Here is a 22,781-nt window from a genome sequence, read left to right on the forward strand (position 1 = left end):
CGGCCCGCGGAGGCCGGCCACCCGATCCTCGGAGGAGATCATGAACGCCTCGTCCATCCCCTGGAACGCCCTGCTCGAGGGCCTCATCGTCCTCGCCGCGCTGGGCCTCATCCTGTACCGGCAGCTGCAGTGGCGAGAGGTCGCCAGGATGCAGCGGCTCGGCGGGATCCTCAGCGTGGTCGGCGCGGTGCTGGTGCTCCAGCAGCTGCGGCAGTCGCTGATCGACCCGGTCACGCTCGGATACCTCGTGCTGACGGCCGTCTTCGCCGTCGGCGCCGGGCTCGTGATGGGCCTGGTCAGCACCGTGCGGACCGGTGCCGACGGCTCGCTCGAGATGCGCGGCGGCTGGTGGGGCCTCGCGCTCTGGATCGCCTACATCGCGGTGCGTGTGGGGATGTCCTTCGCCGTCGTCGCCCTGTCCGGGGCGCAGAGCTCCCGGACCACAGGCATGATCCTGCTGTCGGTCGGCCTCGCCCGCCTGGTCAGCGCGGCCGTGGCGACGCACCGCCCCCGCCGCGCCCAGGACCTCACGGTCGTGCACGCGGCGACCAGGTCATAGGATCGCGCGGGTGATCTCGACACCGCATGGATCCCGGCCGACGAGCGCTGCTGCGCCGTCGGCCGGTCCTGCGCGGTCCGTCGAACCCGCGACACCGGGCCGTGAGCGCCGCATCGATGGGCTGACGATGGTGCTCGCCCTCGCCCTCGCGGTCTTCTTCATGCTGACCGCGTGGCAGGTCGAGACCCCTGGGCTGCGCGCGGCGGCCATCGGGGTGGTCGTGCTGTGGTCTGCGGAGATGGTGCTGGGCGCCCTCACCGACCAGTACCGACAGGCGGACCCGCGCACGATCCGAGCCGCGACGGTCGTCGTCTCCGTCTCCCAGATCGCGGCGTGCGCGCTCGCCTTCACCACCGGCAGCGCGCTGCTGCCCGTCGCGATCGCGGGCATCGTGCGCCTGGTGCGCAGGCCCGAGCGGCGCACGGACGTGATGGCCGTCGTCCTCGCCGCGGATGCGCTCGCCCTCGTCGGCTCGGCGCTCGTCTCCGGGGCCACGCCCGAGCTGCTGATCATCTTCCTGCTGGTGTGCGGGGGAGCGGCGCTGATCGGCCGCTTCCGCGCCCAGCGCGTCCGCTCGGCGGACAGGGAGCGCGTCCTTCTGCAGGAGCAGATCGCCGCCCAGCGCGAGCGCGCGGAGAACGCGGCACTCGTGGAGCGGGCCCGCATAGCGCGCGACCTGCACGACGTCCTCGCGCACTCCCTCGGTGCCCTCACCCTCCAGCTCGACGCCGCCGTGGCGCTCGCCGAGGCCGGGCGCTTCGACGAGCTCGAGACCCGTCTGCGCCGGGCACGGGGGCTGGCCGCCGACGGCCTCGCGGAGTCACGTGACGCGGTCTCCGCGCTCCGCGAGACGCCGCGAGAGGTGATCGCCGGGATCGAGGACGCCGCGGCCGCGCACCGCGACAGCGGCGGAGAGGTGCACCTGGACGGGCTGCTCGCCCCTGCGTCGGCCGCCTCTGAGCAGCTCGCTCAGGGGGCCACGACGTCCTCGGACCGCGGAGCGGGTGCCGGTGCGCTGCGCTCCCTGGATCCCGCACGCGCGGATGCGCTCCTGCGCGCGGCACAGGAGATGCTCACGAACGCACGGCGCCACGCACCCGGACGGGCGGCCGACCTCGATCTCGAGGCCCGCGATGGGAGAGCGGTGCTGCGCTGCCGGGTGCGGACCGCAGACAGGCATGGCGACGGCGATGCTGCGGGAACCACTGATCTCATCGGACAGGCGCCGCGGGCGGGCAGCCCCGGCGGCGGCTTCGGTCTGCTGGGCATGCGCGAGCGCTGTGAGGCCGTGGGCGGCGGCGCGAGCGCCCGTCTGCTGAGCGGCGGCACCTTCGAGACGACCGCGAGCGTCCCGCTCTCCGCGGCCGAGTCGATGGCGCATCCGTCGGCCGATCCCGGACCGGAACCCGAGGAGACGAGACCATGAGTATCCGCATCCTGGTGGCCGACGACCAAGCCCTCGTGCGCGACGGCATCGTCACCGTGCTCTCGCTCGCGGAGGGCATCGACGTGCTCGGCGAGGCGGAGGACGGCGCCCGTGCGGTCGCGCTCGCCGAGGAGGTCTCGCCCGACGTGGTCCTCATGGACCTGCGCATGCCCGGGATGGGCGGCGCCGAGGCGACCGCCGCGCTCGCGCGCAGCGCCCCGGCCGTGCGCGTCCTGGTCCTCACCACCTTCGCGGACGACGCGAGCATCGACGCCGCGCTGCGCGCGGGCGCCGCCGGCTATCTCACCAAGGACGCGGGCCGCGAGGAGATGGTCGCGGCGATCCGGGCGGCCGCCGAAGGAGGCACCCCGCTGGACTCCCGGATCGCCGGGCGTGTGGTCGCGGGACTCCCCGAGGCGCAGCCGACGAGCGTGCGCGAGCGGTTCCCGGACCTCACCGCCCGCGAGGCCGAGGTGCTCGAGCTGATGGCCAACGGAGCCACGAACCCGGAGATCGCCGAACGGCTGTTCCTGGGCGTCTCCACGGTGAAGTCCCACGTCAACGCGATCTTCGCGAAGCTCGGGGTGTCCGAGCGGCGGGAGGCGGTGGCGCTGGTGCGGGGTCGCGGCTGAGGCCGCGTGCCACGAGCGGCAGGAAGATCTCGTCGACGATCTGCGCGATGCGCTCGGCGGGCACCGGGCGCAGGGACATCAGCAGCTCGAGCCGCACGAGGTCGAAGGGGACCGCGAGCACGCTCTGCGGCACCGCAGCCGCATCGAGCTCGCCACGGGCCTCGGCGCGGTCGAAGATCTCTCGCGCCTGCGCATTCAGGTGGGTGCCGATGATGCGCTCGCGGAACAGCTCGGGCGTCATACCGGTGGCGTCGAGCAGGCCGGAGAACGCTGCCGCCGCGGCGACGGCGAAGAACGCGGAGCGCACGGTGCCGACCGCCGTCAGGTATTCCACGAGGTCGGTGCGCAGATCCCCGGTGTCGGGCGCGTCCACCGGACGCTGGTCCCGATGGTGGATGAGCGCGGCGAGCACCAGCTGATTCTTGTCGTCCCAGCGCCGGTAGAGGACGGGCTCGCTGGTCCGCGCGCGAGCCGCCACGGCACGCATGGTCAGCCGGGCAAGGCCTGATTCGACGAGCTCGTCCCAAGCCGCCTCAAGGATCGCCGCCTCGAGCTCCGCCCCGCGACGGCGGCCCGAGGCCGGTGCCGCAGCACTCTGGTCGGTGTCGGTGTCGGTGTCGGTGTCGGTGTCGGTGTCGACGTTCGACGCGGACGCGCCTCTGCTCACGGCTCCCATGGCGAGAGATTAGAAAGTATTGCCTTTCTTCGCAACCGGACGTACCGTCCAAGAAAGCAGATGCTTTCTTGGAGGTGCTCGATGAGCGAGAACGTCGTGGGCGAGAACGTGGTGGGCGAGAACGTGGTGGGCGGGAACGGACGGAGTGAGCGGGTGGAGTCGCCCTCGGGCGGAGGGCCGTCGACCGACGTGCTCATCGTGGGCGCCGGCCCCTCCGGCCTGACGCTGGCACTCGTGCTCGCGCGTCGCGGCGTTCCCTTCCGGATCATCGAGAGCGAGGACGGGCCGCGACCCGGGTCACGAGGGAAGGGCGTGCAGCCGCGGACTCTCGAAGCCTTCGCCGACCTGGGCATCGTCGGCCGGATCCTGGCGCAGGGGCGGATGGCGATGCCGATGGACATGATCTCGGCGGACGGCGGGGTCCGACGCGGCGGGGATGTCCCGGCCGCGCTCGCGGACCGCCCCGACATCCCGTACCCCGCGAGCGTCATCACGCCGGAATGGCGGGTCGAGGACGCTCTGCGCGAGCAGCTCGCCCGGTACGGCCGGCACGTCGAGTTCGGGACCCGGCTGGTCGACCTCCATCAGACCGCGGAGGGCGTCCTCGCCCAGGTGACTGCCGGCGGCGCGACGCACGTGGTGTCGGCCCGGTGGCTCATCGGCGCGGACGGCGGCCACAGCGCGGCGCGCAAGCTGGCCGGGATCGCCTTCGAGGGGGAGACCAGGGAGGATGTCCGGCTCGTCATCGCCGATCTGCCGCTGACCGGGATCGATCGCGAGCGCTGGCGGACCTGGCAGCATCCCCGGGGCATCGTGAGCCTGTGCCCGCTGCCGTCCACCGATCTGTTCCAGTGCACGGCGACCCTCGCACCGGGGGAGGAGCCCCGGCTGGAGACCGAGCACCTCCAGGAGGTGCTCGAGCAGCGGTCGGGCCGGACGGACATCCGCCTGGGCGAGCCGGTCTGGACCTCGGTGTGGAGGGCGAACGTCCGCCTCGCCGCGCACTATCGTGCGGGCCGGGTGCTGCTGATGGGCGACGCCGCGCACATCCACTCCCCGGCGGGCGGACAGGGCATGAACACCGGCGTCCAGGACGCCTGCAACCTGGGCTGGAAGCTCGCCGCGGTGCTCGCCGACGGCGCCCCGGAGTCGCTCATCGACACCTACGAGGCCGAGCGCAGGCCCGTCGCCCAGCATGTCCTCGCCTTCACCGACGCGCGCCTCGCCGAGACGCAGAGGACCCGGGAGTTCTCCGTGAAGCGGGACGAGAGCACGATCCAGTTGGACGTGGGATGCCGCGGCTCCCGGCTCTCCGTCGACGACCGCGATGAATCCTCGGACCTGCGCGCGGGCGATCGCGCTCCCGATGCCACGGGACTGATCGCGGTCGACGGGCCCCACCGGCTGTTCGACCTGATCGGCGGAGGGGTCTTCACGCTGCTCGAGTTCGGCGGTGCACCCGGGCAGGGGGAGCAGGCCGACGGGATCCGTGTTCTGCGGGTCGTCGACGAACCGCGGGGCGAGGGGGAGATCGCGGACGGCGACGGGACGCTCGCGACGGCCTACGCGCCCACGGACCGCACGCGGGTGCTCATCAGGCCGGACGGGTGCATCGGCGTCCTCTCCGACGCCGGGGACATCGGGGTGATCCTTGACTGCCTCGCAGCGGTCGGGATCCCGGGGCCGGAGTGCTGAGAGCTCGGAGTCCGCTGTCGCACGAGAACAGGGGAGAGAAGTCTCCGTAGACTGCAGCAATGCCTGAGACCAGCCCCGCCACCGGCGACGATCCGGCCGTCGGCCGGCGCCGCGGCTCGTACGCCAAGGGCGTCGCCCGACGTCAGGAGATCCTGGACCGCGCCCTGGAGGTGTTCCAGGATCGCGGCGACGAGGGCACTTCGCTGCGGCGGATCGCCGAGACGATCGGCGTCTCGCACGCGACGCTGCTGCACTACTTCGCCTCGCGCGAGGAGCTGCTGCTCGCGGTCTACGCGCACGCCGAGGCGCGGCGCGGAATGGACGACGAGCTCGGACCGGTGGGCACGATGGTCGACGCGGCGACGAAGAACGCCCACGTGCCCGGGATGGTCCAGCTCTACTCGACCCTGCTGGCGGGCTCGCTGCAGGGCGAGGAGTCCCCGAGCAGGGACTTCTTCACGGCTCGCTTCGCCGAGGTGCGGTCCTATGTCGCCGACATGGTCCGCGCCCGACAGGCCGAGGGGGAGATCCGCGCCGATCTCGATGCCGACGGGATCGCCTCCCTGCTGATCGCCGCCTCGGACGGCCTGCAGATCCAGTGGCTCCTCGAGCCCGGGATCGACCTGGAGCGCACCCTCGAGATGTTCGGCCCGATGCTGCGGCCCTGAGTGCCGCGGCTCCGAGTGCCGCGGCACTCAGGGCCGCGTGTCCTGGCGCCGCGGCGCTGCCGTTCCGAGCGCTCAGCGCACCTTCCGGATCGGCACGATCGCGAGCGCGCCGAGCACCGTGACCACGGCCGCGGCGATCAGCATCGCCGTGTAGTTGTCCGTGCCGGAGACCCCGAGCCCCAGGAAGAGCAGGGCGAACGGGGAGGCGAAGGACTGCGGGAGGGCATTGGCGATGTTGATGACGCCCAGGTCCTTGCCCGGCTTCTCGGGGTCGGGCAGCACGTCGACCACGAGGGCGACGTCCACGGCCATGTACATCCCGTAGGCGAAGCCGAGGATGATCTCCGCGAGGTAGAAGTGGGCGACGTCCCCCGCGAAGGCGAGCACCAGGATCCCCGCGGCGAACAGCAGGGCGGAGCCGATCACGAAGATCTTGCGCCTGCCCAGCTTGTCGGAGGCGGCCCCCACGAAGGACGTCGCGACCAGCAGGGCGATCGTGTAGAGCAGCACGCCCAGGGCGACCGCCCGGGTCGCGTGGGCGGCGTCCAGCCCCAGGTGCTGCTGCATGTACAGCAGGCGGAACGTGGTGAACATGAACGAGCCCAGGATGATGAAGAACCGCGACCACCAGGCGAGGCCGAAGTCCCTGTGCCTGATCGGGTTGGTCCAGAACGAGGCGATGAGGGTGCGAATGCGCAGCGGCGCGGGGCGCTCGGCGGGCAGCTCGTCACGGGAGACGGCGGCGTAGATCGCGACCAGCACGATGCCCAGCACGCCGGGTGCGATGAACAGGATGGCCAGGTGATCGACGAGGCCGACGGAGAGATAGGTGCCCGCGAGGATGGCGACGTTCTGGCCGATGTTGATGATGCTCGAGCCGCGGCCTCGCTGCACGGACGGCACGTTGTCGGCGAAGCTCGCGACGAGCGCGGCGAGGGTCGCGTTGGCCACGACCTGTGCGATCAGCCAGAACACTGTGAGCGCGAGGACGCTCGTGGACAGCGCCACGCCCACCAGTGCCAGCGTCAGGCCGACGATCCCGCCGACCAGCCACGGCCGGCGGCGTCCCCAGCGGGTGCGGGTGCGATCGCTGAGCGCCCCGGCGAGCGGGTTCGCCACGAGGGCGCCGATCGCGCCGACGGGCAGCACCGCACCGATCACCGCGGCCGGGTTCTCCGGGGAGATCTCCTGCGCCTTCAGCTGCATGGTCACCATGACCGGCGTGATCAGGGCGGCGCAGATGCCGAACTGCGCGAGGAACATCCCCACGAAATAGGCGATCCCCACGCGCGGCGGCTCGGATGCCGCTCCTGTGCCGGCCGCGGGCTGCTGCCCGGCGAGCTCGCCGCCGACGGACGCCGTCACGCCGCCGAGCGGTCCGGCGACCGTGCCGGCGGGGTTCGTGCCGGGCGGACGGGTGCGACGGGCGGGATCCGCGTCGCCCGTCGTGCGCGAGGCCGGGGCGGACGGTGCCTGCGTGGGCAGGGGTGCTTCGGGCATTGACGCCTCCTCGAGTCAAAACTGACCAGTGGTCAGATTCGGTGATCGTAGAGGAGGCGGGGTTCGTGGGCAAGGGGGTGTCGCGGGGCGGAGCCGGGCGTGGTCGCGCAGCTCGGGGATAGCGTCAGGACATGGGCCCGCACGCGCACGAGGTCACGATGGGACGCTCGACGGTGAGCAAGAAGTTCTCCACCTGGGCGGATGATGAGGCACGCCGCGAATGGGCGTGCTTGAGGCTGCTGGCCGAACACGCGCCCGGACTCGCGCCGCGACCGCTCGAACGATTCTGCGAGGCAGGTGCTCCGGTCATCGTCATGGAGAAGCTGCCGGGGCAACCGCTGGGGGGATCGTCTCTGACGAGCGTTCAGCACGAGGCACTGGGACACGCACTCCACCTGCTGTTCGAGGTGCCGGTGAATGCGGCCCTGAAATCGGGGGTGCCGGAACGGCGACTCGGACCCAGGGACCTCATGGCACATCTTCGGAACGCACTGCACGACCAGATCGACGACGATGCGTGCATCCACCCCGATGTCGTGCGGAGAGCACTGCAGGCTGCTCGTGACCGCGTCTCGAGCGTTCAGGACGCTCCGAATCCCCGCTCCACTGCGGTCGGGATCGCGGACCTCAACCCGGCCAATGTCCTCTGGGACGGTCACAGGTGCAGGTTGGTCGATTTCGAGGATGGCGGGCTGACCACACCAGCCTTCGACCTGGCCGATCACCTCGAGCACCTTTCGGCTAGGACTCGGAACCTGTACGACGAAGCGCAACTGTCGCGAGCCGTCGGCCTCACGGGGGATGAGCGCACAGACCTCGCCGAGCACCGCGTGCTGTGGGCCGTGTTCTGGCTCCTCGCGCTGCTGCCGGGGAGCAGCGCTCACACGCGCAACCCCGAGGGAACGCTCGAGGTGCAGGCGGAACACGTTCTCGGTCTGATCCAGGCGTCGAAGGATGCGCCGGGCGCCGGGCGAAGCCCGTGATCGGCTGCGAACGGGCGACCTCCTAGGAGGCGCAGGTGACGATCACGCAGGGTGCTCAGTGCCGGGACGGCACGCCCTGCTGATGGCTTCGGCCGCTGCGACCAGGTTGGAGGAGCCTCGCCCGAAGCTGCACAGCCGTGCCCCCGGGTCGGGAAGCCCGGTGGAGACCAGCGTCAGATCAGGCCTTTGACGGCGGATCTCCTCGGCGATCGGCCGCTGCCAGGAGTTCAGGAAGGGGTCTTGGACGGCGAGCACCAGGCTGCGGCCCGTGGCGAGCTCGAGAGCGCTCTCGATGTCCAGGTCCTCGCTCGTCGTGGTGCTGAGCCCGTCGGCCCCGTCGCACCGATCGCGCACCAGGGTCGCGAGGTCCCAGCCGTCCCATTCGAGCGCCGCCTTCGGACGCCGATAGAGGTCGACCACGACGGGCCGCGTCAGCGTCGACAGCGCATCGGTCGAGTCGACCGCGCGCCGTGCAGCGGTCATGCCTGCACCGTCCTCCGAGACGCGTGGTGCCGGGGGAGATCCTTCGTTCGCGCTCTCCCGGACGCTGCGCGCTGCACGGTGCATCGCTCGTACGCGCTCCGAGGAAGTCTCGAGCGCCGCGACGTCCAGTTCTCCGCTCCCCACGGCCTCCTCGAGCCGGTCGAGCACCCGGTCGTGCAGAGCGGGGTCGGGCTCGGCGATGCAGAGCTGGTCCACGCCGGCGGCGAGAGCCTGTGCCGCGCCCTCGGCCACACCGACACGGCCCGCGATCGCGGCCATCTCCAGCGCGTCGCTGATGATCACGCCCGTGAAGCCGAGCTCGGTGCGGGCGATATCCGTGACCAGGCGCCTGCTGAGGGTGGTCGGCGTGTCATCGAGCGCGGGGAACCGGACGTGACTGGTCATGATCTGGGCGACGCGCGCGTCGATCGCTGCGCGGAACGGTGCGAGGTCGATCTCCTCGATCTGCTTCCAGTCCCGTCGATCGACGGCATCGCCGAGGTGGGAGTCGACTGCTGTCGCGCCGTGTCCCGGGAAATGCTTCGCGCAGGCGGCGACGCCGCACTCCTGGGTCCCCTCGATCCAGGCGACGGCGTGACGGGAGACCAGCGCGGGATCCGCCCCGAACGAGCGCGTGCGGATGATGGGGTTCTCCGGATCGCTCTGGACGTCGACCACCGGCGAGTAGCTGGCGTCGATGCCCAGTCCCGCGAGATGCGCGGCGAGCTCCCGCGCGCAATCGCGCGTCATCCGCACGTCGTCCACGACTCCGAGCGCAGCCGCCCCCGGTGACTCCGGGCAGTCGGCCCTCGTGAGATGGCTGATGCGCCCTCCCTCCTGGTCCACGCCGACCACGAGATCGCCCTGGTGCTCCCGCATCGTGGCGAGGGTGCGGCGGAGCTGCCCCGCCGAACGCACGTTGCGGCTGTGGAGGATGACCCCTCCCAGCCCCTGATCGAGCAGACGCTCCATCGCAGGAGTGAGCTCCGGAGAATCCCATCCGACGACGAGCAGCGAGGCCAGGAGCGAGCGCAGGGACGGATCGCGTGTCATCCCGTGAAGTCCCCCTCGCGCGCGTTGAGCTCCGCGTAGTGCGCGAGCTTGTCCTCGTCCACGACCACTCCGAGGCCGGGACCGTCCGGCACGCGCAGGCATCCGTCCTCGAAGAGCAGCGGGTCGATGATGTCGTCGTCGTGCAGGTAGTACATCGAGTCGATCGCGCCGGAGAGCACAGGGGTGCTCGCGGCGATCGCGAGGTGGGCCGCGGTGGCGATGCCCATCTCGCCGCCGCTGTGCAGGTTCATGCCGAGGCCGAAGGCCTCGCAATGGGCGGCGAGATGCTTGGTGATCGCCATGCCGCCCCACTTGTACACGTCCCCGTGGATCACCTGCACGGCGTCCAGCCGCACGGCCGGGGCGAGATCCTCCCAGCGGACCACGCACATGTTCGTGCACAGGGGGATCCGGACGGCTCGCGCCACCTGGGCCATCTGCTCGAGTCCCTGGCAGGGGTCCTCGAGGTACTCCAGTCCCAGCGGCTCCAGCGCGTGGCCGGCTCTCACGGACTCGGGGACGCTCCACGCGGCGTTCGGGTCCACGCGCAGCTCGACCTCGGGCAGGCGCTCGCGCAGCGCCTCCATGATCGCCACGTCGGCCCGGGCATCGGTGCTGCCCTTGAGCTTCACCGCCGTGAAGCTGTTCTCCGCGACGATCCGCTCGGTCGCGTCCGCCAGCGAGCCCGGATAGTCGCGGGCATCGCCGTCGGACCGGGTGATCAGCGCCGTGAGCGGCACCTTCTCGCGCACCCGGCCGCCCAGCAGGTCCACCACGCCCATCCCGGCGGCCTTGCCGATGGCGTCCCAGCAGGCGACGTCGACCGCGGCCAGAGCCGCGTAGCCGAGGTATCCGTGGAAGAACGGCAGCATGCGGTGGCGCGCGTGGAAGGCCTCGAGCTCGCGCGGGTCGGTGCCGATCACGTCATCGGCCAGCTGGCGCACGAGGCGCGCCACGGGTGCGCCCCACATGGTCTCGCCCCAGCCGACGACGCCCTCGTCGGTGCGCAGTCGAACGATGGTGCGGGTCTCGCCGCGCTTGGTCTCGAACGAGGAGGTGAATCCCTGTTTCATCGGAAGGTTCACCACGTGGACCTCGAGGTCGACGATCTTCATCGGGCAGCTCCTTCAGGGGTGTCGGGGGTCGGGTCGTCGAAGGGGAGGTCCAGGTCGAGGAGGGCGTCCACGCACTCCCCGAGGCGTGCCGCCGCCTCCGCGAGCGCGGCGGCCCCCGCGGCGGCATCTCCGTCGCCGGGGTCGTCCGTGATGCCTCCCGAGCGCGGCCATTCGCCGTGCCTCTCCACATGGAGCCCGCGAACCAGCCGGCGATCGAACAGCGGCAGCTCCCCGGGCCCCTCCATCGACGGGCGCACGAGCGCTGGATGCGCGGAGGCCATGAGGGAGGTCTCGAAGGAGCCCGCGTGTCCCGGAGCTCCGGGGCGGGGATCGAGCAGCTCCCAGTAGCTGCAGCAGGCCGCGAGGATCGCGTGCTCCAGAGCGGCGAGCTTGACGGCCTGGCTCATCATCTCGGTGTTCCCGCCGTGGCCGTTGACCACGAGGACCCGGCGGAACCCAGCGGCGACCAGGGAGTCCAGGAGCGCTGTGAGCACGTCCAGCAGCGTCTTCGGCGGGAGGCTGAGCGCCACCGCGAACTGGTGGTGACCGCTGAATCCGAAGGGGAGTGCGGGGCACACCGCCACGTCCGCGCGATCGTCCAGGGCCCTCTCGACGACCTCCTGGAGGAGCAGCGAGTCGGTGCCCAGCGGGAGGTGGTCCCCGTGCTGCTCGAGGGAACCTATGGGAAGCACGGCGACACCGTGCGCAGCGAGGTCGGCGACCTGCTCCCGTGTCATCTCGGCGAGTCGTGGCATGGGCTCTCCTCCTGCGTCGTGGCGGTCTCTCTCGTGCGGGCGGGCGCCGCCGTCCGTGCGCGTTCCCCTGGTGCGATCGGTCTCGCTACTGTGACAGGATGACCGCTCGCGTGCTGCCTTTCGAACCCCCTGCTTCTCGCGAGGGTTCGTTCCTGGCTCTCGAGCTGCTGCCCGGACGCGTGCAGGGTGCGCTCATCGACGCGACCGGCAGGTTCCGCACTCGACGGGAACTCGCCTTCGACCCGTCGGCCGGGCGAGAGCAGATCCTCGCGCAGGTGGACCGGGTGGCCCTGGTGCTCGCACGCGGCAGCATGCTGAGCGGCTGCGTCGTCTCGGCCGGTGGCGTCCTGGACACCGTGGGCGGGCGGATGCTCCAGGTCGTGGACATGCCCTCCCTCGAGGGATGCGAGATCGCCTCGCGGCTTAGGGAGCTCATCGGCGCGCAGACCCTGCTCGAGCACCGTGCGCGCCTCCAGGTGCACGGGGACCACTACTTCGGTGCAGGTCAGGGCGAGGAGACCTTCGCTTCCGTCGCCACCGGCTCGACCCTGGGCGTCGGCATCCTCTACCGAGGGACGATCCTCGCGCCCGACGGCGGGCGCAGCGGCGCCCACATGACCGTCGCGCGCGGGCAGTCGACGTGCAGCTGCGGCAAGCGGGGCTGCTGGCGCACCATCGCCACCACGGCCTGGCTCGACGAGCGCGCCGAAGAACTGGGCATTCCCGCTACCGGGCTGGCGGAGTGGGAGCGATACGCGGCGGAGGACCCGCGCGCAGCGGCCGTCGTCGGCGAGTACGCGGAGAACATCGCGGTGGGCCTCGCCAACATCCAGCAGCTGTGCACGCCGGGCCTGTTCGTGCTGCACGGGGAGGCGGCGCAGGCGACCGACGGCTTCCGCGCACGCATCCTTGCGACGCTGCGGGACCTCTCGCGCACGGGCGGGGAGACGCAGCCGCGTCTGAGGACGAACCCGATCCCGGAGGACGACGCGACGCTGCTGGGCGGCGTCGCCTACCTGCTGCACCGCGGGATCCTGCCCGCGTCCTGACCTGGGCGGGACGACGATCATGCGCGCCGCCTGCCGGCCCGCTCGGTGAGCCGCGGATTCGCACGGCGCGGATCCGGATGGGCGACCGAGTCCAGGAGCCGTCGCGTGACCTCGGAGGACGGGGAGGTCAGCACCTCACGGCAGGGCCCGACCTCCTGCAGACGGCCATCGGCCATCACCGCGATCCGGTCGGCGATCCCGGAGACCACCGCCAGATCGTGGCTGACGAACAGCAGAGCCACTCCGGTGCGCTCCTGGAGTTCGGCCAGCAGGTCCAGGATCTTCGCCTGCACCGAGACGTCGAGTGCGCTCGTGGGCTCGTCCAGCACCAGCAGCCGCGGCTCGAGGGCGAGTGCTCGGGCGATCGCAATGCGCTGGCGCTGTCCGCCCGAGCACTCGTGCGGATACCGCTGCGCGATCGACGGTTCGAGATCGACGCTCTCCAGGAGCTCGTCGACGCGACGCCGGATGCCCGCTGCCCCCAGGGCGGTGCGCCGGTGCGTGCGCAGCGGCTCGGCGACCACATCGCGGATGCGCATGCGCGGGTTCATGCTCGCGTAGGGGTCTTGGAAGACCATCTGGACCAGCTGCGCCCGTGCTGCGGCCGCCTGCTTGTCACGACGGTCGAGGTCTTTGCCCAGCGTGAGGATGCGACCCGCGTCCGGATCGGTGAGCCCCACGACGACGCGCGCCAGGGTCGTCTTGCCGGATCCGGACTCACCGACCAGGGCAAGGGTCTCGCCCGGGAGGATGTCGAGGTCCACGGCATCGAGAACGACGTTCTGGCTGCGGCGCTGTCGATACGTCTTGGAGATGCCCCGCAGGGTCACCACAGGGGCCTCGGGGGCGAGGGGCTCGGTGCTCTGCGCGCTCATGCGGGCTGTCCTGTCGTCAGCCGAGGGGTGGCCTCGAGCAGCGTGCGGGTGTAGTCGTCGCGAGGCTGCTCGAAGACCTGCAGCACCTCGCCCTGCTCGACCAGCCGGCCCTCGTGCATCACCGCCACCTGGTCGGCGATGGAGGCGACGACTCCCAGATCGTGCGTGATCAGCAGGATCCCCATGCCCGTCTCCTCCTGGACCGTGCGGAACAGGGCCAGGATCTCGGCCTGGGTGGTCACGTCCAGTGCCGTCGTCGGCTCGTCGGCGATCAGCAGCCGCGGCCGGCTCATCAGCGCCATCGCGAGCATCGCGCGCTGTCGCAGGCCGCCGGAGAGCTGGTGGGGGAACTGCCGGGATCGCAGCTCCGGGTCGGGAACCCGTGCCTGCTCGAGCGCCTCGAGAGCACGCCGTCTGCGATCTGCGCGGGATCCCGTGCGGTGGATCGCCATGACCTCCATGAGCTGGCTGCCGATCGTGCGCATGGGGTTGAGCGTGGTCATCGGGTCCTGGAAGACCATCGAGATGTCGCGCCCCCGCACGGCGCGCAGCTGTCGGGGTGTGAGACGCAGCAGGTCGCGGTCGTCGAGCAGGATGCGGCCGTGAGGGTAGACGGCGGGCGGCTCGGGGTTCAGTCGCAGCACGGACAGTGCGGTGCTGGACTTCCCGGATCCCGATTCGCCGACGAGCGCGAGGGTGCGCCCCTCGTGGACGGTCAGGTCGATGCCCTGCACGGCGGCGACCCGGCCGCGGCGAGAGGCGAAGGAGATGTGGAGGTCCTCGATCGTGAGCAGTGCGTTCATGAGGTGTACGTCCTCGGATCCCACCGGTCGCGGACGGCATCCCCGGCGACGTTGATCGACAGCACGGTCAGCAGCAGGGCGGAGCCGGGCAGGACGGCGAGCCACCAGGCGGTGCCCATGTAGAGCTGCCCGTCCGAGAGCATCGAGCCCCACGTCGCGATGCTCGAAGGCACACCGAGCCCCAGGAAGCTCAGGGCGGCCTCGGCGAGGATCACCGTCCCCACCTGCAGCGTCAGGATGGTCACCAGGGGACCGGTGACGTTGGGCAGCATGTGGCGCACCATGATCCGGTGCCCCGGCACGCCCATCACGCGTGCGGCCTCGACGAATTCCCGGGTGCGCAGCGAGATCACCTCGGAGCGGAGCACGCGGGCGTAGGAGACCCAGCCGGTGATGCCGAGCACCAGGATCACGTTCCACAGGCCCGGGCCCACGAAGCCGATGACTGCGAGAGCGAGCAGCAGGGTGGGAAAGGCCAGCTGGACGTCCGTCAGGCGCATGAGCACGCGATCCGTCCACCCGCCCGTGTATCCGGCGACGATCCCGATCACGGACCCGATGACGCCGGACAGCAGCGCCGCGGTGATCCCGACGAGGACCGAGACGCGGCTGCCCACGACGAGCCGGGCGAGCACGTCCCGTCCCAGTTGGTCCGTGCCCAGCAGGTGGCCCGCTGATCCGGGCGGCGCCAGTCGCTGCAGCAGGTTCTGCTCCTCGGGATCGCCGACCAGCAGCGGCCCGAAGAGGGCGAGGAGGACGACGAGGCCGAGGAACCCGGCGGACAGCACCAGAGTGATGTCCAGGCGACGGCGTCCAGGGGCGTCGGAGGAGGCGTCCGCGGGCTCTGCGGTGGTCAGGGAGATCTGCGGGGAGCTCATGCGTGACTCCGGACTCGAGGATCGATGATCGCGTAGGACAGATCGACGAGCAGGTTCACCACGATGAAGGTGACCGCGAACAGCACGACGGTGCCCTGGACCAGGGGGAAGTCGCGGGCGCTGATGGCGTCGATCGTGAGGCGGCCGATGCCGGGCCAGTTGAAGATCTGCTCGGTGAGGATCGCCCCGCCCAGCAGGGAGCCGAGCTCCAGCCCGAGCACGGTGATGACGGGCATGGACGCGTTGCGCAGCGAATGACTCATCAGCACCCGGGCCTCGCTCGCGCCTTTGGCGCGCGCCGTGCGCACATGGTCCTGCCCCATCACCTCGATCAGCGAGGACCGCAGGAGCCGGGAGACCACGGCGACCGAGAAGATCGCGAGCGTCGTCGCGGGGAGTATGAGGTGCGCGGGTGTGCCGTAGCCGGCGGCGGGCAGGACTCGCAGCGTGACGCCGAAGAGCAGGACCAGCAGGATCCCCACCCAGAACGCGGGGGTGGACTGTCCGACCAGCACCCCGCTCATGACGACCCTGTCCAGGGCGGTGCCGCGGCGCATGGCGCCGATGCTGCCGGCGAGGAAGGAGACCACGACGGTGATCAGCAGAGCGGTGGCGGCGAGCAGTGCTGTGGCCGGGATCCGCTCGATGATCAACGAGGTCACGGGCTCCTTGTAGACCAGCGAGTCGCCGAGGTCGAGATGGATGAGGCCACCCAGGAAGTCCAGGTACTGCAGGGGCAGCGGGCGATCGAGTCCGAGCGTCTGCTTCATCTGCGCCACCTGATCGGCGCTCGCATCGTCGGGCAGGAGCAGCGCCACCGGATCGCCGGAGGCGCGCGAGAGCACGAACACGACCGTGACGGCGGCCCAGAGCACCAGGAGGGAGGAGAGCAGACGGGTGACGGCGGCGCGCAGCAGCAGGGTCCGGCCGCGGCTCATCGGGCGGTCTCCATCGCGAGCGTGCCGTTCACATTGGGTGTCCACTCGATGCGCTTGTTCGAGGCGAAGTTCTGATCCGCCTGGTACAGGAACAGGAAGGGTGCTTCGTCGTGCAGCCATTCCTGCATGCGGCGGAACGTCTTCAGGCGGGCGTCCGGGTCGATGGTCTGCTCGAGCGCGTCGATCATCTCGTCGGCCTCCGGCGAGCGGATCCTGCTGCGTTTGCGATCCGAGCGGATGTACGACTGCATGGTGGCCTCTCCGTCGAGCGTCCAGCCCGTGCTTCCGGTGAGATACATGGATCCGAGCGAGGAGGGATCGTCCGAGGCGAGCCGTTCGGCGAAGGTGCCGGGCTCGAGGATCTCGAGCTCGAGCGTCACGCCGACGTCCTCGAGCATTCCGGCGAGTGCCTGACTGACGAGCTGGTCCTTGTTCGAGGCGGTGAAGCTCAGTGTGAGGCCGTCGGCATGGCCGGCGTCCGCGAGCAGCCTCCTGGCCTCGTCGGGGTCCCTCTTCGGTGGCTTCACGTCCGGGTCGTAGCCGAACGCCTCCCGCGGCACGATCGTGGCGGCCTCTCGCCCTGAGTCGTTGAGCACCGCGCTGATGAGCAGAGGAACGTCCACGGCGTGGTTCAGGGCGCGTCGAACGCGGGCGTCCTTCAGGACATCGTGCTCGGTGTCGAGCACGACGAAGTACATGCGGATCCCCGGGTGCGTGGTGAGGGAGACGTCCTTGTAGCCCTCGAGCTGGAGGGCCGCCTCGGGATCGAGGGCGGAGACCAGGTCGACGGCGTCGCTCTGGATGCCCGCGAGTGCGGAGGCCGGGTTGGGCATCGCGGTGAAGTGGAGCTCGTCGAACGCGGGCCTGCCGTTCCAGTGGTCCGCGTAGGCGGCGAGGCGGAGCAGCTGGGCCTTGCGCCAGGAGACGAAGCGGAAGGGCCCCGTGCCGATGGGGTGCGCGGCGAATCCCTTCGCACCCACGTGGGCGAAGTGGTCCGCGGGCAGCATCACCCCTCCGAAGAGAGAGACCTTCTCGGGGATGACCGGGTCCGGCTCGGCCATCACGATGTCGACGGTGTGGTCGTCGATGATCTCGACGTGGTCCACGGAGCGCAGCTCGACGATCGTGGAGCCGGTGTCCGGGTCGATGAGTCGCTCGATCGAGAACTTCACGCTGCGGGCGTCGAAGGGCTCGCCGTTGTGGAAGGTGACGCCCTTGCGGAGGCGGAACCTCCAGTGGTGCTCGTCCGTGGCCTCCCAGTGGGTGGCCAGCCGAGGGACCAGCTTGTTCTTCGTGTCGCGCATGGTGAGCGTGTCGAAGATGTTGATGAGCACGTTCATGCCGTCCAGGCCGCTCTCCAGGTGGGGGTCGAGTCCCGTGGGCTCGCTCGGCTGGGCGATCCTCAGGGCGCCGGTTCCCTCCGAATCCGCTGCGGAGCCGCATCCTGCCGTGAGCCCGACGGCGCCCAGCAGCGAACCGGCCGCACCGAGGCGCAGCGCGGTGCGCCGGGTGGTCATGGGTGGGGCGGTCATGCTCATGGCTCGCAGATCCCTCCTCGATGAGGAATGCCATTCAACGGTGCGGTTGTTCCACTCAGTGGCACGAATGTCGATTACCATAGTTGTCATGGGTCAAGAGGTCAACGAAGCGGCGCGGTCCGTCGCGGACAAGGTGACGGCGCTCCTGCGCGCCGTGGGCGCCGCCGAAGAACCGATGAGTCTCGCTGCGCTGACGGCCGCGAGCGGCACGAGCAAGTCGACGTGCCGACGACTGCTGCTGGACCTGAGCACCCAGGGATACGTGCGTTCTCCGCGGCGCGGCATGTACGCGGTGGGCCCGCGACTGCAGGGTCTCGCGGCCGCCGTGGTGCGCGGCGACCGGATGGGAGGCGTGATCCGGGAATCGCTCGGCGCCCTCGCCCGCGCCACTGGACACATCGCGCTGCGCGTCAGCGTCATCGACGAACGGGCCGTGGTCCTGGATTACGAGAATCCCCAGAACATCCCGCTCGGCGTCCAGGTGGGGGAGGAGCTCCCTGCACATCGGATCTGGGCCGACGGGGGCGGAGGGCGGCAGCAGGCCGATCCGGTGGACGAGTACCCGTCCCGCTCCCTGTGGATGCTCAGCGCTCCCATCGACGACCAGGGACAGGAGCGGCTCGCGCTCGTGGGGCTCGCCTTCATGCGCCCGCAGAGCGCGAGCGCCTCCGACCTCCTGGCCGCGCACGCGAGAACACTGCGGGACATCGGATCGCGGGCTCGCGATGCCGGCTGACACCGCCGCGGAGCTGGAGTCCCTCCTCGACAGCGCTCGCTCCGAGGGGCAGTTCAGCGCCGCCTCATGGGCGGTCGGATCGTCGACGAGTACGCTCGGCAGCTGCGTGCTCGGCACGCCGAGTGAGAGCGACGAGGTCGGGATCGGCCCGCGCACCCTCTTCGACCTCGCGTCGGTGACCAAGCCGATCGTGGGACTCACCCTGCTGCGGCTCGTGGACCGCGGTCTCGTCGCCCTGGATACGACCGTGGGCGAGGTGCTCCTGGACTGGCCGGACGGGCCGATGGCGCATGCCGATCTCCGATCGCTTCTCACGCATACCTCAGGAGCACCGGGACCGACTCCTCTGTTCCGCGAGCACGGCGACCGGGAGTCCCTGCTGCACGCCCTCGCGCGTCTGGAGTTCACGGCCCCGGGACAGTGGTGCTATTCCTCGATGGGTTTCATCGCCCTGGGACTCGTGGCGGAGCGAGTGGGCGGAGCGGGACTGGACGATCTGGTGCATCGCGAGATCACGGGTCCGCTCGGGATGCGTGACACCCGCTACGGTCCGGTGGATCGGGGCGATGCCGTCGCCACCGAAGCCTGCCCGTGGCGCGGACGGCTCGTGCGCGGGACGGTGCACGACGAGAACGCAGAGATGCTGGGCGGCGTCGCCGGTCACGCCGGCCTGTTCGGCACGGCCGAGGACCTGGGGAGACTCGGCGCGGCCCTGCTGCGGGGGAGTCTGCTCGAGCCTGCGCTGCAGGACGCGATGACCGGGCGGAGGGATGGTCGCCCTCTGGGGTGGTGGCCGCGCGAGCGCTGCAGCTTCCTCGACGGCACGTTCGACGAGAGCGCGTACGGCCACACCGGCTTCACGGGCACCAGCCTGATGATCGACCCGAGCCGGGACCGCTGGTTCTGTCTCCTGACCAATCGCGTGCACCCGACGCGCGAGCCCCGTGGCTTCGAGCGTGTGCGCGCCGACTTCCACGCGGCGGCCTCGCGCGGGTCATGGTGAGTCGACAGGACGCTCTCCCCGGATCCCGGCGCCCGGCCCTTGGTACCCTCCAGCCGTGAGTGAAGGTTCGGCAGCGCAGCATCAGCCCAGGTACCACCACGGTGATCTGCCGGCCACGCTCGTGCGCACGGCGATCGCGATGCTCGACGCCGACGGCGACACCCACCTGTCGCTGCGCGCCGTCGCCCGCGAGGCGGGCGTCTCGAGCGCCGCGCCGTACCGGCATTTCCCGGATCGGCGTGCCCTGCTCGACGCGGTCTCCGCGGTCGGCTTCGAGGACCTGATGGCGGCGCTGACCGCCGAGCACCCCCAGCCCGAGGACGCCTCGCAGCTGGCCGACGGCGCCGTGGCCTATGTCCGCTTCGCACTCGGCCGCCCGGGCCTCTTCCGCGTCATGTTCCTGGGGGAGGGCGGACGCACCGAACCCGCCCGACGTCGGATCACCGACCAGATCCACGCGCATCTCGACGCGGCCGTGCAGAGGGTCTTCGGCGTGGACGACCCGGCCCCGGTGACGACGGGGCTCTGGTCGCTCGTCCACGGCATGGCCTGCCTGTATCTGTACGGCAACCTGGTCCCTGCGACGGACGACGAGATCGCCGAGCGGGTGCGCACGACGGTCGCCGCGACCGTCGGCGTGCGCACCCGCTGATCAGGCGAGCAGGGGTCGCCCGCCCTCAGGACTCCGCGAGCGCGTCGCGCAGGAAGTCGATCGCGAGGCCCCGGGCCACGTTCGCCGCCCTGGTGTCGCGCAGGCTGTCCAGGAGCAGGAAGTCGTGGACCATGCCGGCCACGCGCACCGAGGTGACGTCGACGCCGACCTCGCGCAGACGGTTCGCGTACTTCTCGCCCTCGTCGCGCAGCACGTCGGCCTCATCGGTGATGACGAGCGTGCGGGGCAGGCGGGCGAGGTCCTCGCCCGGCGCCCGCAGGGGCGCGGCGAACTTCTCGGTGCGCTGAGCGGGATCGGTCGTGTACTGGTCCCAGAACCACTGCATGCCCTCGCGGGTCAGGTAGTAGCCCTCGGCGAACTGCAAGTACGAGGGGGTGTCGAAGTCCGCGTCCGTGACCGGGTAGAGCAGGCACTGGGCCCTCAGGTCGATGCCGCCGCGCTCGGCGTTCATCAGCGCGAACACGGTGGACATGCATCCGCCCACGGACTCGCCGGTCACGGCGATCCGCGAGGTGTCCATGCCGTGCTCGGCGCCGTGCGCGAGGACCCACTGGCCCACGGCATAGTTCTGCTCGACCTGCGTGGGGTACTTCGCCTCGGGCGCCCGGTCGTAGACGGGGAAGACGCCCACGGCGTTCGCACCCACGGTGAGCTCCCGGAACAGGCGGTCGTGGGTGTGCTCGTCGCCGAACACCCACCCCGCGCCGTGGATGTAGAACAGCACCGGCAGATCGCCCGTGGCCCCGGCGGGGCGGATGATCCGGGTGCGGACCGTGCCCCACTGCCCGGCATCGACCTCGACCCACTCCTCCTCGACGTCGGGCCGCTCGACGCCCTCGCCGCTCTGCAGGTCGGCGAGGATCGCGCGCCCCTGCTCCGGCGGGACCTCGTAGATGCGCGGGTGGGGATCCGTGCCGGCGCTCAGCTGCGCCGCCTCGGGCTCGAGGACGGGAGTGATCGGATCGGGAAGGTTCGACATCGTGTCTCCTCTGCGATGTGCGCGGTGCGCGGTGCGCGTTGTGGATCGTGCGTCGTCGGTCGTCGGTCGTCGGTCGGCTCAGCGGCCGAGCATCTCGATGCAGCGCTCGGCCAGGCGCCGCGAGCTCTGCGGGTTCTGGCCGGTCAGCAGGCTGCGGTCCTCCACCACGTGGGGACGCAGGGGGAGCCCCGCCGAGTAATCGGCGCCCTTCTCCTTCAGCCGGGTCTCGAGCCACCAGGTCGCCTTCCGGGCGAAGGGGTTCAGGCGCTCCTCCGTGTTCGAGAGGGCGGTGAGGCGACGGCCCGCGAACGGCCACGAGCCGTCCTCGCTCCTGGCGGCGAGCATCGCGGCGGGGGCATGGCAGAGCAGCGCGAGCGGGCGGTTCTGCGCGAGGCGGCGGGTGAGGATCAGCCCGTCGGCCGCGTCGTGCGCGAGGTCCTCCATCGGACCGTGCCCACCCGAGTAGAACAGCAGGTCGAAGGCGTCTGGATCGACCTCGTAGAGGTTCGCCGGCGCGTCCAGGACGGGGCGGAGAGCCTCGATCTTCTGCGCGATCCTCTTCGTGGTCCACGGCATCCCGCCGGAGATGCCCAGACTGAGCCGGTCGATCGTCGGGACTCTCGCGTCGGGCGTCGCGACGGTGACGTCGAAGCCCTGGTCCCGGAAGGTCTCGTAGGGGACGGCGAACTCCTCCGCCCACACCCCCGTCGGGTGCTCGGTGCCGTCGCGCAGGGTCCAGTGGTCGGTGCCGGAGAGCACCATGAGAACGGAGGTCATCGGGAGGTCCTTTCAGTGGCCGACGAGCTGCGGGCGGAGGCGGAGGTGGTGGCCTCGGCGAGGATCTGCACGCCCTCGGCGTAGGTAGTGGTGCGGAAGTCGGGGAAGGCGCTGCGGAACGCGTCGGACAGAAAGATGTTGTTCACCGCGTAGCGGGGGAGCAGCTCCCAGATCTCCCGCACGGGCTTCGAGACGAGGCCGGCGAGGCGGAACTGCCAGGCCGGCATCACCGCATAGTCGATGTCGCGGCCCCAGGCCTTCGCGCTGAGGTCCGCGATGAGAGTGCGGTAGGTCAGCGGCGCGGGGTCGACGGGCAGGTGCCAGGTGCGACCGAAGGCCGAGGGCGTGTTCCCGATCAGGGCCATGCCGCGACTCGCGTCGGGCGTCCAGATGAGGGTGCGCAGGGTGTCGTCGGTCAGCGGCGCGCGCGGCGTCGTGCCCTCAGCGATCCGGTCGAAGACCAGGGACGTCGTGAAGGACTGGGTCCTGCCGGGGCCGTAGAACTCTGGGGCCCGGCAGATGACGCCCTCGACCCTCTCCTCGTCGATGGCCTCGAGCAGCATGTCGGCGATCCTCGCGCGGACCACTGCCTTGCGGCCGACGGGCCGGAACGGCGTCTCCTCGGTCTGCGGGGTCGAGGTCTTGGGGTACATGTACGTGTTGTCGAAGAAGACGAGCTTCGTGCCATGGGCGGCGCACGCATCGATCACGTGGCGCATCATCACCGGCAGCTGCTCCGCCCACACCTTCCCGTCCGGTGGCAGACCGGCCGTGAAATAGGCGATCTCGCTGCCGGCGACGGCACGGTCGGTCTGCTCGGCGTCCCGAAGATCGGCGGCGAGGGTCGAGTCGGTCTCGTGGAGCGGCTTCGGATGCCTGCTGACCAGGCGCAGGTCCGTCGTGAAGTCGTCATGGAGGGCGCGGGCGAGCTCCGTGCCGATCTGTCCGCTCGCTCCGAGGATCGTCTGCACCAGGTGGCCCCTTCCG

23 protein-coding genes are annotated in these 22,781 nt (G+C 70.9%); 10 read left to right on the forward strand and 13 right to left on the reverse strand.

The window, feature by feature from the left end:
- The first annotated feature begins 40 nt into the window (after positions 1–40).
- From MHY49_RS11685 to MHY49_RS11695, 3 genes are read left to right on the forward strand one after another with little or no spacing between them, the layout of a single operon-like run.
- The gene (locus MHY49_RS11685; protein WP_239204283.1) at positions 41–559 is read left to right on the forward strand and encodes a hypothetical protein; all 519 of its coding nucleotides are present in this window, start codon (positions 41–43) and stop codon (positions 557–559) included.
- A 10-nt stretch (positions 560–569) separates the two neighbouring features.
- Positions 570–1,985 carry a histidine kinase gene (locus tag MHY49_RS11690; RefSeq protein WP_239204285.1) on the forward strand — a complete coding sequence of 472 codons (1,416 nt, stop codon included), beginning with the start codon at positions 570–572 and terminating at the stop codon, positions 1,983–1,985.
- On the forward strand, positions 1,982–2,617 hold the full coding sequence (locus MHY49_RS11695) for a response regulator transcription factor (RefSeq protein WP_239204287.1): 636 nt from the start codon (positions 1,982–1,984) through the stop codon (positions 2,615–2,617). The genes MHY49_RS11690 and MHY49_RS11695 overlap by 4 nt, the downstream gene beginning before the upstream one ends.
- Here the strand turns inward: MHY49_RS11695 and MHY49_RS11700 are convergent.
- Positions 2,544–3,293: a TetR/AcrR family transcriptional regulator gene (locus tag MHY49_RS11700; RefSeq protein WP_239204289.1), complete on the reverse strand. Its 750-nt coding sequence runs from the start codon at positions 3,291–3,293 to the stop codon at positions 2,544–2,546. The two genes, MHY49_RS11695 and MHY49_RS11700, sit on opposite strands and share 74 nt — an antisense overlap.
- A gap of 81 nt (positions 3,294–3,374) precedes the next feature.
- Between MHY49_RS11700 and MHY49_RS11705 the strand changes: the two genes are divergently transcribed.
- Together MHY49_RS11705 and MHY49_RS11710 are read left to right on the forward strand one after the other, a co-directional pair.
- Positions 3,375–4,988 (forward strand): FAD-dependent monooxygenase, encoded by a 1,614-nt coding sequence (locus MHY49_RS11705; RefSeq protein WP_239204291.1) that lies wholly within the window; start codon positions 3,375–3,377, stop codon positions 4,986–4,988.
- A gap of 59 nt (positions 4,989–5,047) precedes the next feature.
- Positions 5,048–5,656, forward strand: coding sequence for a TetR/AcrR family transcriptional regulator (locus MHY49_RS11710; protein WP_239204293.1), 609 nt, complete (start codon positions 5,048–5,050; stop codon positions 5,654–5,656).
- A 72-nt stretch (positions 5,657–5,728) separates the two neighbouring features.
- Here the strand turns inward: MHY49_RS11710 and MHY49_RS11715 are convergent, their stop codons facing one another.
- Positions 5,729–7,156: an MFS transporter gene (locus MHY49_RS11715; RefSeq protein ID WP_239204295.1), complete on the reverse strand. Its 1,428-nt coding sequence runs from the start codon at positions 7,154–7,156 to the stop codon at positions 5,729–5,731.
- A 131-nt stretch (positions 7,157–7,287) separates the two neighbouring features.
- Between MHY49_RS11715 and MHY49_RS11720 the strand changes: the two genes are divergently transcribed.
- On the forward strand, positions 7,288–8,139 hold the full coding sequence (locus MHY49_RS11720) for an aminoglycoside phosphotransferase family protein (protein ID WP_239204297.1): 852 nt from the start codon (positions 7,288–7,290) through the stop codon (positions 8,137–8,139).
- 42 nt (positions 8,140–8,181) lie between these two features.
- Here the strand turns inward: MHY49_RS11720 and nagZ are convergent, their stop codons facing one another.
- The 3 genes from nagZ to MHY49_RS11735 are packed head-to-tail and all read right to left on the reverse strand — an operon-like array spanning position 8,182 to position 11,545.
- On the reverse strand, positions 8,182–9,675 hold the full coding sequence (nagZ, locus tag MHY49_RS11725; protein ID WP_239204299.1) for a beta-N-acetylhexosaminidase: 1,494 nt from the start codon (positions 9,673–9,675) through the stop codon (positions 8,182–8,184).
- Entirely contained in the window at positions 9,672–10,790 is a 1,119-nt protein-coding gene (locus MHY49_RS11730) for a mandelate racemase/muconate lactonizing enzyme family protein (protein WP_239204301.1), read from the reverse strand. The genes nagZ and MHY49_RS11730 overlap by 4 nt, the downstream gene beginning before the upstream one ends.
- A complete protein-coding gene (locus tag MHY49_RS11735; protein WP_239204303.1) occupies positions 10,787–11,545 on the reverse strand; it encodes a creatininase family protein in 759 nt (252 codons plus the stop codon). The genes MHY49_RS11730 and MHY49_RS11735 overlap by 4 nt, the downstream gene beginning before the upstream one ends.
- A gap of 98 nt (positions 11,546–11,643) precedes the next feature.
- On the opposite strand from MHY49_RS11735, the gene MHY49_RS11740 reads away from it, so the two are divergent.
- Positions 11,644–12,594 (forward strand): ROK family protein, encoded by a 951-nt coding sequence (locus tag MHY49_RS11740; protein WP_239204305.1) that lies wholly within the window; start codon positions 11,644–11,646, stop codon positions 12,592–12,594.
- A 17-nt stretch (positions 12,595–12,611) separates the two neighbouring features.
- On the opposite strand, the gene MHY49_RS11745 is transcribed toward MHY49_RS11740, so the two are convergent.
- Genes MHY49_RS11745 through MHY49_RS11765 form a run of 5 tightly spaced genes read right to left on the reverse strand, consistent with a single transcriptional unit; the run spans position 12,612 to position 17,626 of the window.
- Positions 12,612–13,469, reverse strand: a complete 858-nt coding sequence (locus MHY49_RS11745) for an ABC transporter ATP-binding protein (RefSeq protein ID WP_239204307.1) — start codon at positions 13,467–13,469, stop codon at positions 12,612–12,614.
- Positions 13,466–14,272, reverse strand: coding sequence for an ABC transporter ATP-binding protein (locus MHY49_RS11750; RefSeq protein ID WP_239204309.1), 807 nt, complete (start codon positions 14,270–14,272; stop codon positions 13,466–13,468). The genes MHY49_RS11745 and MHY49_RS11750 overlap by 4 nt, the downstream gene beginning before the upstream one ends.
- Positions 14,269–15,150: an ABC transporter permease gene (locus MHY49_RS11755; RefSeq protein ID WP_239204311.1), complete on the reverse strand. Its 882-nt coding sequence runs from the start codon at positions 15,148–15,150 to the stop codon at positions 14,269–14,271. The genes MHY49_RS11750 and MHY49_RS11755 overlap by 4 nt, the downstream gene beginning before the upstream one ends.
- Positions 15,147–16,088, reverse strand: coding sequence for an ABC transporter permease (locus tag MHY49_RS11760; protein ID WP_239204313.1), 942 nt, complete (start codon positions 16,086–16,088; stop codon positions 15,147–15,149). The genes MHY49_RS11755 and MHY49_RS11760 overlap by 4 nt, the downstream gene beginning before the upstream one ends.
- Complete coding sequence (locus MHY49_RS11765) at positions 16,085–17,626, reverse strand: ABC transporter substrate-binding protein (RefSeq protein WP_239204315.1); 1,542 nt, start codon at positions 17,624–17,626, stop codon at positions 16,085–16,087. Before MHY49_RS11765 ends, MHY49_RS11760 begins: the two co-directional genes overlap by 4 nt.
- An 88-nt stretch (positions 17,627–17,714) precedes the next feature.
- Between MHY49_RS11765 and MHY49_RS11770 the strand changes: the two genes are divergently transcribed.
- From MHY49_RS11770 to MHY49_RS11780, 3 genes are read left to right on the forward strand one after another with little or no spacing between them, the layout of a single operon-like run.
- The gene (locus tag MHY49_RS11770; protein ID WP_239204317.1) at positions 17,715–18,362 is read left to right on the forward strand and encodes a helix-turn-helix domain-containing protein; all 648 of its coding nucleotides are present in this window, start codon (positions 17,715–17,717) and stop codon (positions 18,360–18,362) included.
- Positions 18,352–19,365 carry a serine hydrolase gene (locus MHY49_RS11775; RefSeq protein ID WP_239204319.1) on the forward strand — a complete coding sequence of 338 codons (1,014 nt, stop codon included), beginning with the start codon at positions 18,352–18,354 and terminating at the stop codon, positions 19,363–19,365. The genes MHY49_RS11770 and MHY49_RS11775 overlap by 11 nt, the downstream gene beginning before the upstream one ends.
- A 55-nt stretch (positions 19,366–19,420) precedes the next feature.
- Positions 19,421–20,017 carry a TetR/AcrR family transcriptional regulator gene (locus tag MHY49_RS11780; protein WP_239204321.1) on the forward strand — a complete coding sequence of 199 codons (597 nt, stop codon included), beginning with the start codon at positions 19,421–19,423 and terminating at the stop codon, positions 20,015–20,017.
- A 25-nt stretch (positions 20,018–20,042) separates the two neighbouring features.
- Here MHY49_RS11780 and MHY49_RS11785 read toward each other — a convergent pair whose 3' ends face one another.
- The 3 genes from MHY49_RS11785 to MHY49_RS11795 all read right to left on the reverse strand — a co-directional run bounded on the left by MHY49_RS11785 (position 20,043) and on the right by MHY49_RS11795 (position 22,765).
- Positions 20,043–21,017, reverse strand: coding sequence for an alpha/beta hydrolase (locus tag MHY49_RS11785; protein ID WP_239204323.1), 975 nt, complete (start codon positions 21,015–21,017; stop codon positions 20,043–20,045).
- A 78-nt stretch (positions 21,018–21,095) separates the two neighbouring features.
- Complete coding sequence (locus MHY49_RS11790; RefSeq protein WP_239204325.1) at positions 21,096–21,794, reverse strand: type 1 glutamine amidotransferase domain-containing protein; 699 nt, start codon at positions 21,792–21,794, stop codon at positions 21,096–21,098.
- Positions 21,791–22,765: an NAD-dependent epimerase/dehydratase family protein gene (locus MHY49_RS11795; RefSeq protein WP_239204327.1), complete on the reverse strand. Its 975-nt coding sequence runs from the start codon at positions 22,763–22,765 to the stop codon at positions 21,791–21,793. Before MHY49_RS11795 ends, MHY49_RS11790 begins: the two co-directional genes overlap by 4 nt.
- Positions 22,766–22,781 lie beyond the last annotated feature (16 nt).

Origin of the sequence: Brachybacterium sp. ACRRE (assembly GCF_022346485.1) — a bacterium.
Classification (GTDB): domain Bacteria; phylum Actinomycetota; class Actinomycetes; order Actinomycetales; family Dermabacteraceae; genus Brachybacterium; species Brachybacterium halotolerans.

What these genes read in the sequence shown, in the direction of transcription:
- MHY49_RS11685 (WP_239204283.1), top strand. Translation starts at nt 41, where the DNA reads ATGAACGCCTCGTCCATCCCCTGGAACGCCCTGCTCGAGGGCCTCATC.
- MHY49_RS11695 (WP_239204287.1), top strand. Translation starts at nt 1,982, where the DNA reads ATGAGTATCCGCATCCTGGTGGCCGACGACCAAGCCCTCGTGCGCGAC.
- MHY49_RS11700 (WP_239204289.1), bottom strand. Translation starts at nt 3,293, where the DNA reads ATGGGAGCCGTGAGCAGAGGCGCGTCCGCGTCGAACGTCGACACCGAC.
- MHY49_RS11705 (WP_239204291.1), top strand. Translation starts at nt 3,375, where the DNA reads ATGAGCGAGAACGTCGTGGGCGAGAACGTGGTGGGCGAGAACGTGGTG.
- MHY49_RS11710 (WP_239204293.1), top strand. Translation starts at nt 5,048, where the DNA reads ATGCCTGAGACCAGCCCCGCCACCGGCGACGATCCGGCCGTCGGCCGG.
- MHY49_RS11715 (WP_239204295.1), bottom strand. Translation starts at nt 7,156, where the DNA reads ATGCCCGAAGCACCCCTGCCCACGCAGGCACCGTCCGCCCCGGCCTCG.
- MHY49_RS11720 (WP_239204297.1), top strand. Translation starts at nt 7,288, where the DNA reads ATGGGCCCGCACGCGCACGAGGTCACGATGGGACGCTCGACGGTGAGC.
- nagZ (WP_239204299.1), bottom strand. Translation starts at nt 9,675, where the DNA reads ATGACACGCGATCCGTCCCTGCGCTCGCTCCTGGCCTCGCTGCTCGTC.
- MHY49_RS11730 (WP_239204301.1), bottom strand. Translation starts at nt 10,790, where the DNA reads ATGAAGATCGTCGACCTCGAGGTCCACGTGGTGAACCTTCCGATGAAA.
- MHY49_RS11735 (WP_239204303.1), bottom strand. Translation starts at nt 11,545, where the DNA reads ATGCCACGACTCGCCGAGATGACACGGGAGCAGGTCGCCGACCTCGCT.
- MHY49_RS11740 (WP_239204305.1), top strand. Translation starts at nt 11,644, where the DNA reads ATGACCGCTCGCGTGCTGCCTTTCGAACCCCCTGCTTCTCGCGAGGGT.
- MHY49_RS11745 (WP_239204307.1), bottom strand. Translation starts at nt 13,469, where the DNA reads ATGAGCGCGCAGAGCACCGAGCCCCTCGCCCCCGAGGCCCCTGTGGTG.
- MHY49_RS11750 (WP_239204309.1), bottom strand. Translation starts at nt 14,272, where the DNA reads ATGAACGCACTGCTCACGATCGAGGACCTCCACATCTCCTTCGCCTCT.
- MHY49_RS11755 (WP_239204311.1), bottom strand. Translation starts at nt 15,150, where the DNA reads ATGAGCTCCCCGCAGATCTCCCTGACCACCGCAGAGCCCGCGGACGCC.
- MHY49_RS11760 (WP_239204313.1), bottom strand. Translation starts at nt 16,088, where the DNA reads ATGAGCCGCGGCCGGACCCTGCTGCTGCGCGCCGCCGTCACCCGTCTG.
- MHY49_RS11765 (WP_239204315.1), bottom strand. Translation starts at nt 17,626, where the DNA reads ATGAGCATGACCGCCCCACCCATGACCACCCGGCGCACCGCGCTGCGC.
- MHY49_RS11770 (WP_239204317.1), top strand. Translation starts at nt 17,715, where the DNA reads ATGGGTCAAGAGGTCAACGAAGCGGCGCGGTCCGTCGCGGACAAGGTG.
- MHY49_RS11775 (WP_239204319.1), top strand. Translation starts at nt 18,352, where the DNA reads ATGCCGGCTGACACCGCCGCGGAGCTGGAGTCCCTCCTCGACAGCGCT.
- MHY49_RS11785 (WP_239204323.1), bottom strand. Translation starts at nt 21,017, where the DNA reads ATGTCGAACCTTCCCGATCCGATCACTCCCGTCCTCGAGCCCGAGGCG.
- MHY49_RS11790 (WP_239204325.1), bottom strand. Translation starts at nt 21,794, where the DNA reads ATGACCTCCGTTCTCATGGTGCTCTCCGGCACCGACCACTGGACCCTG.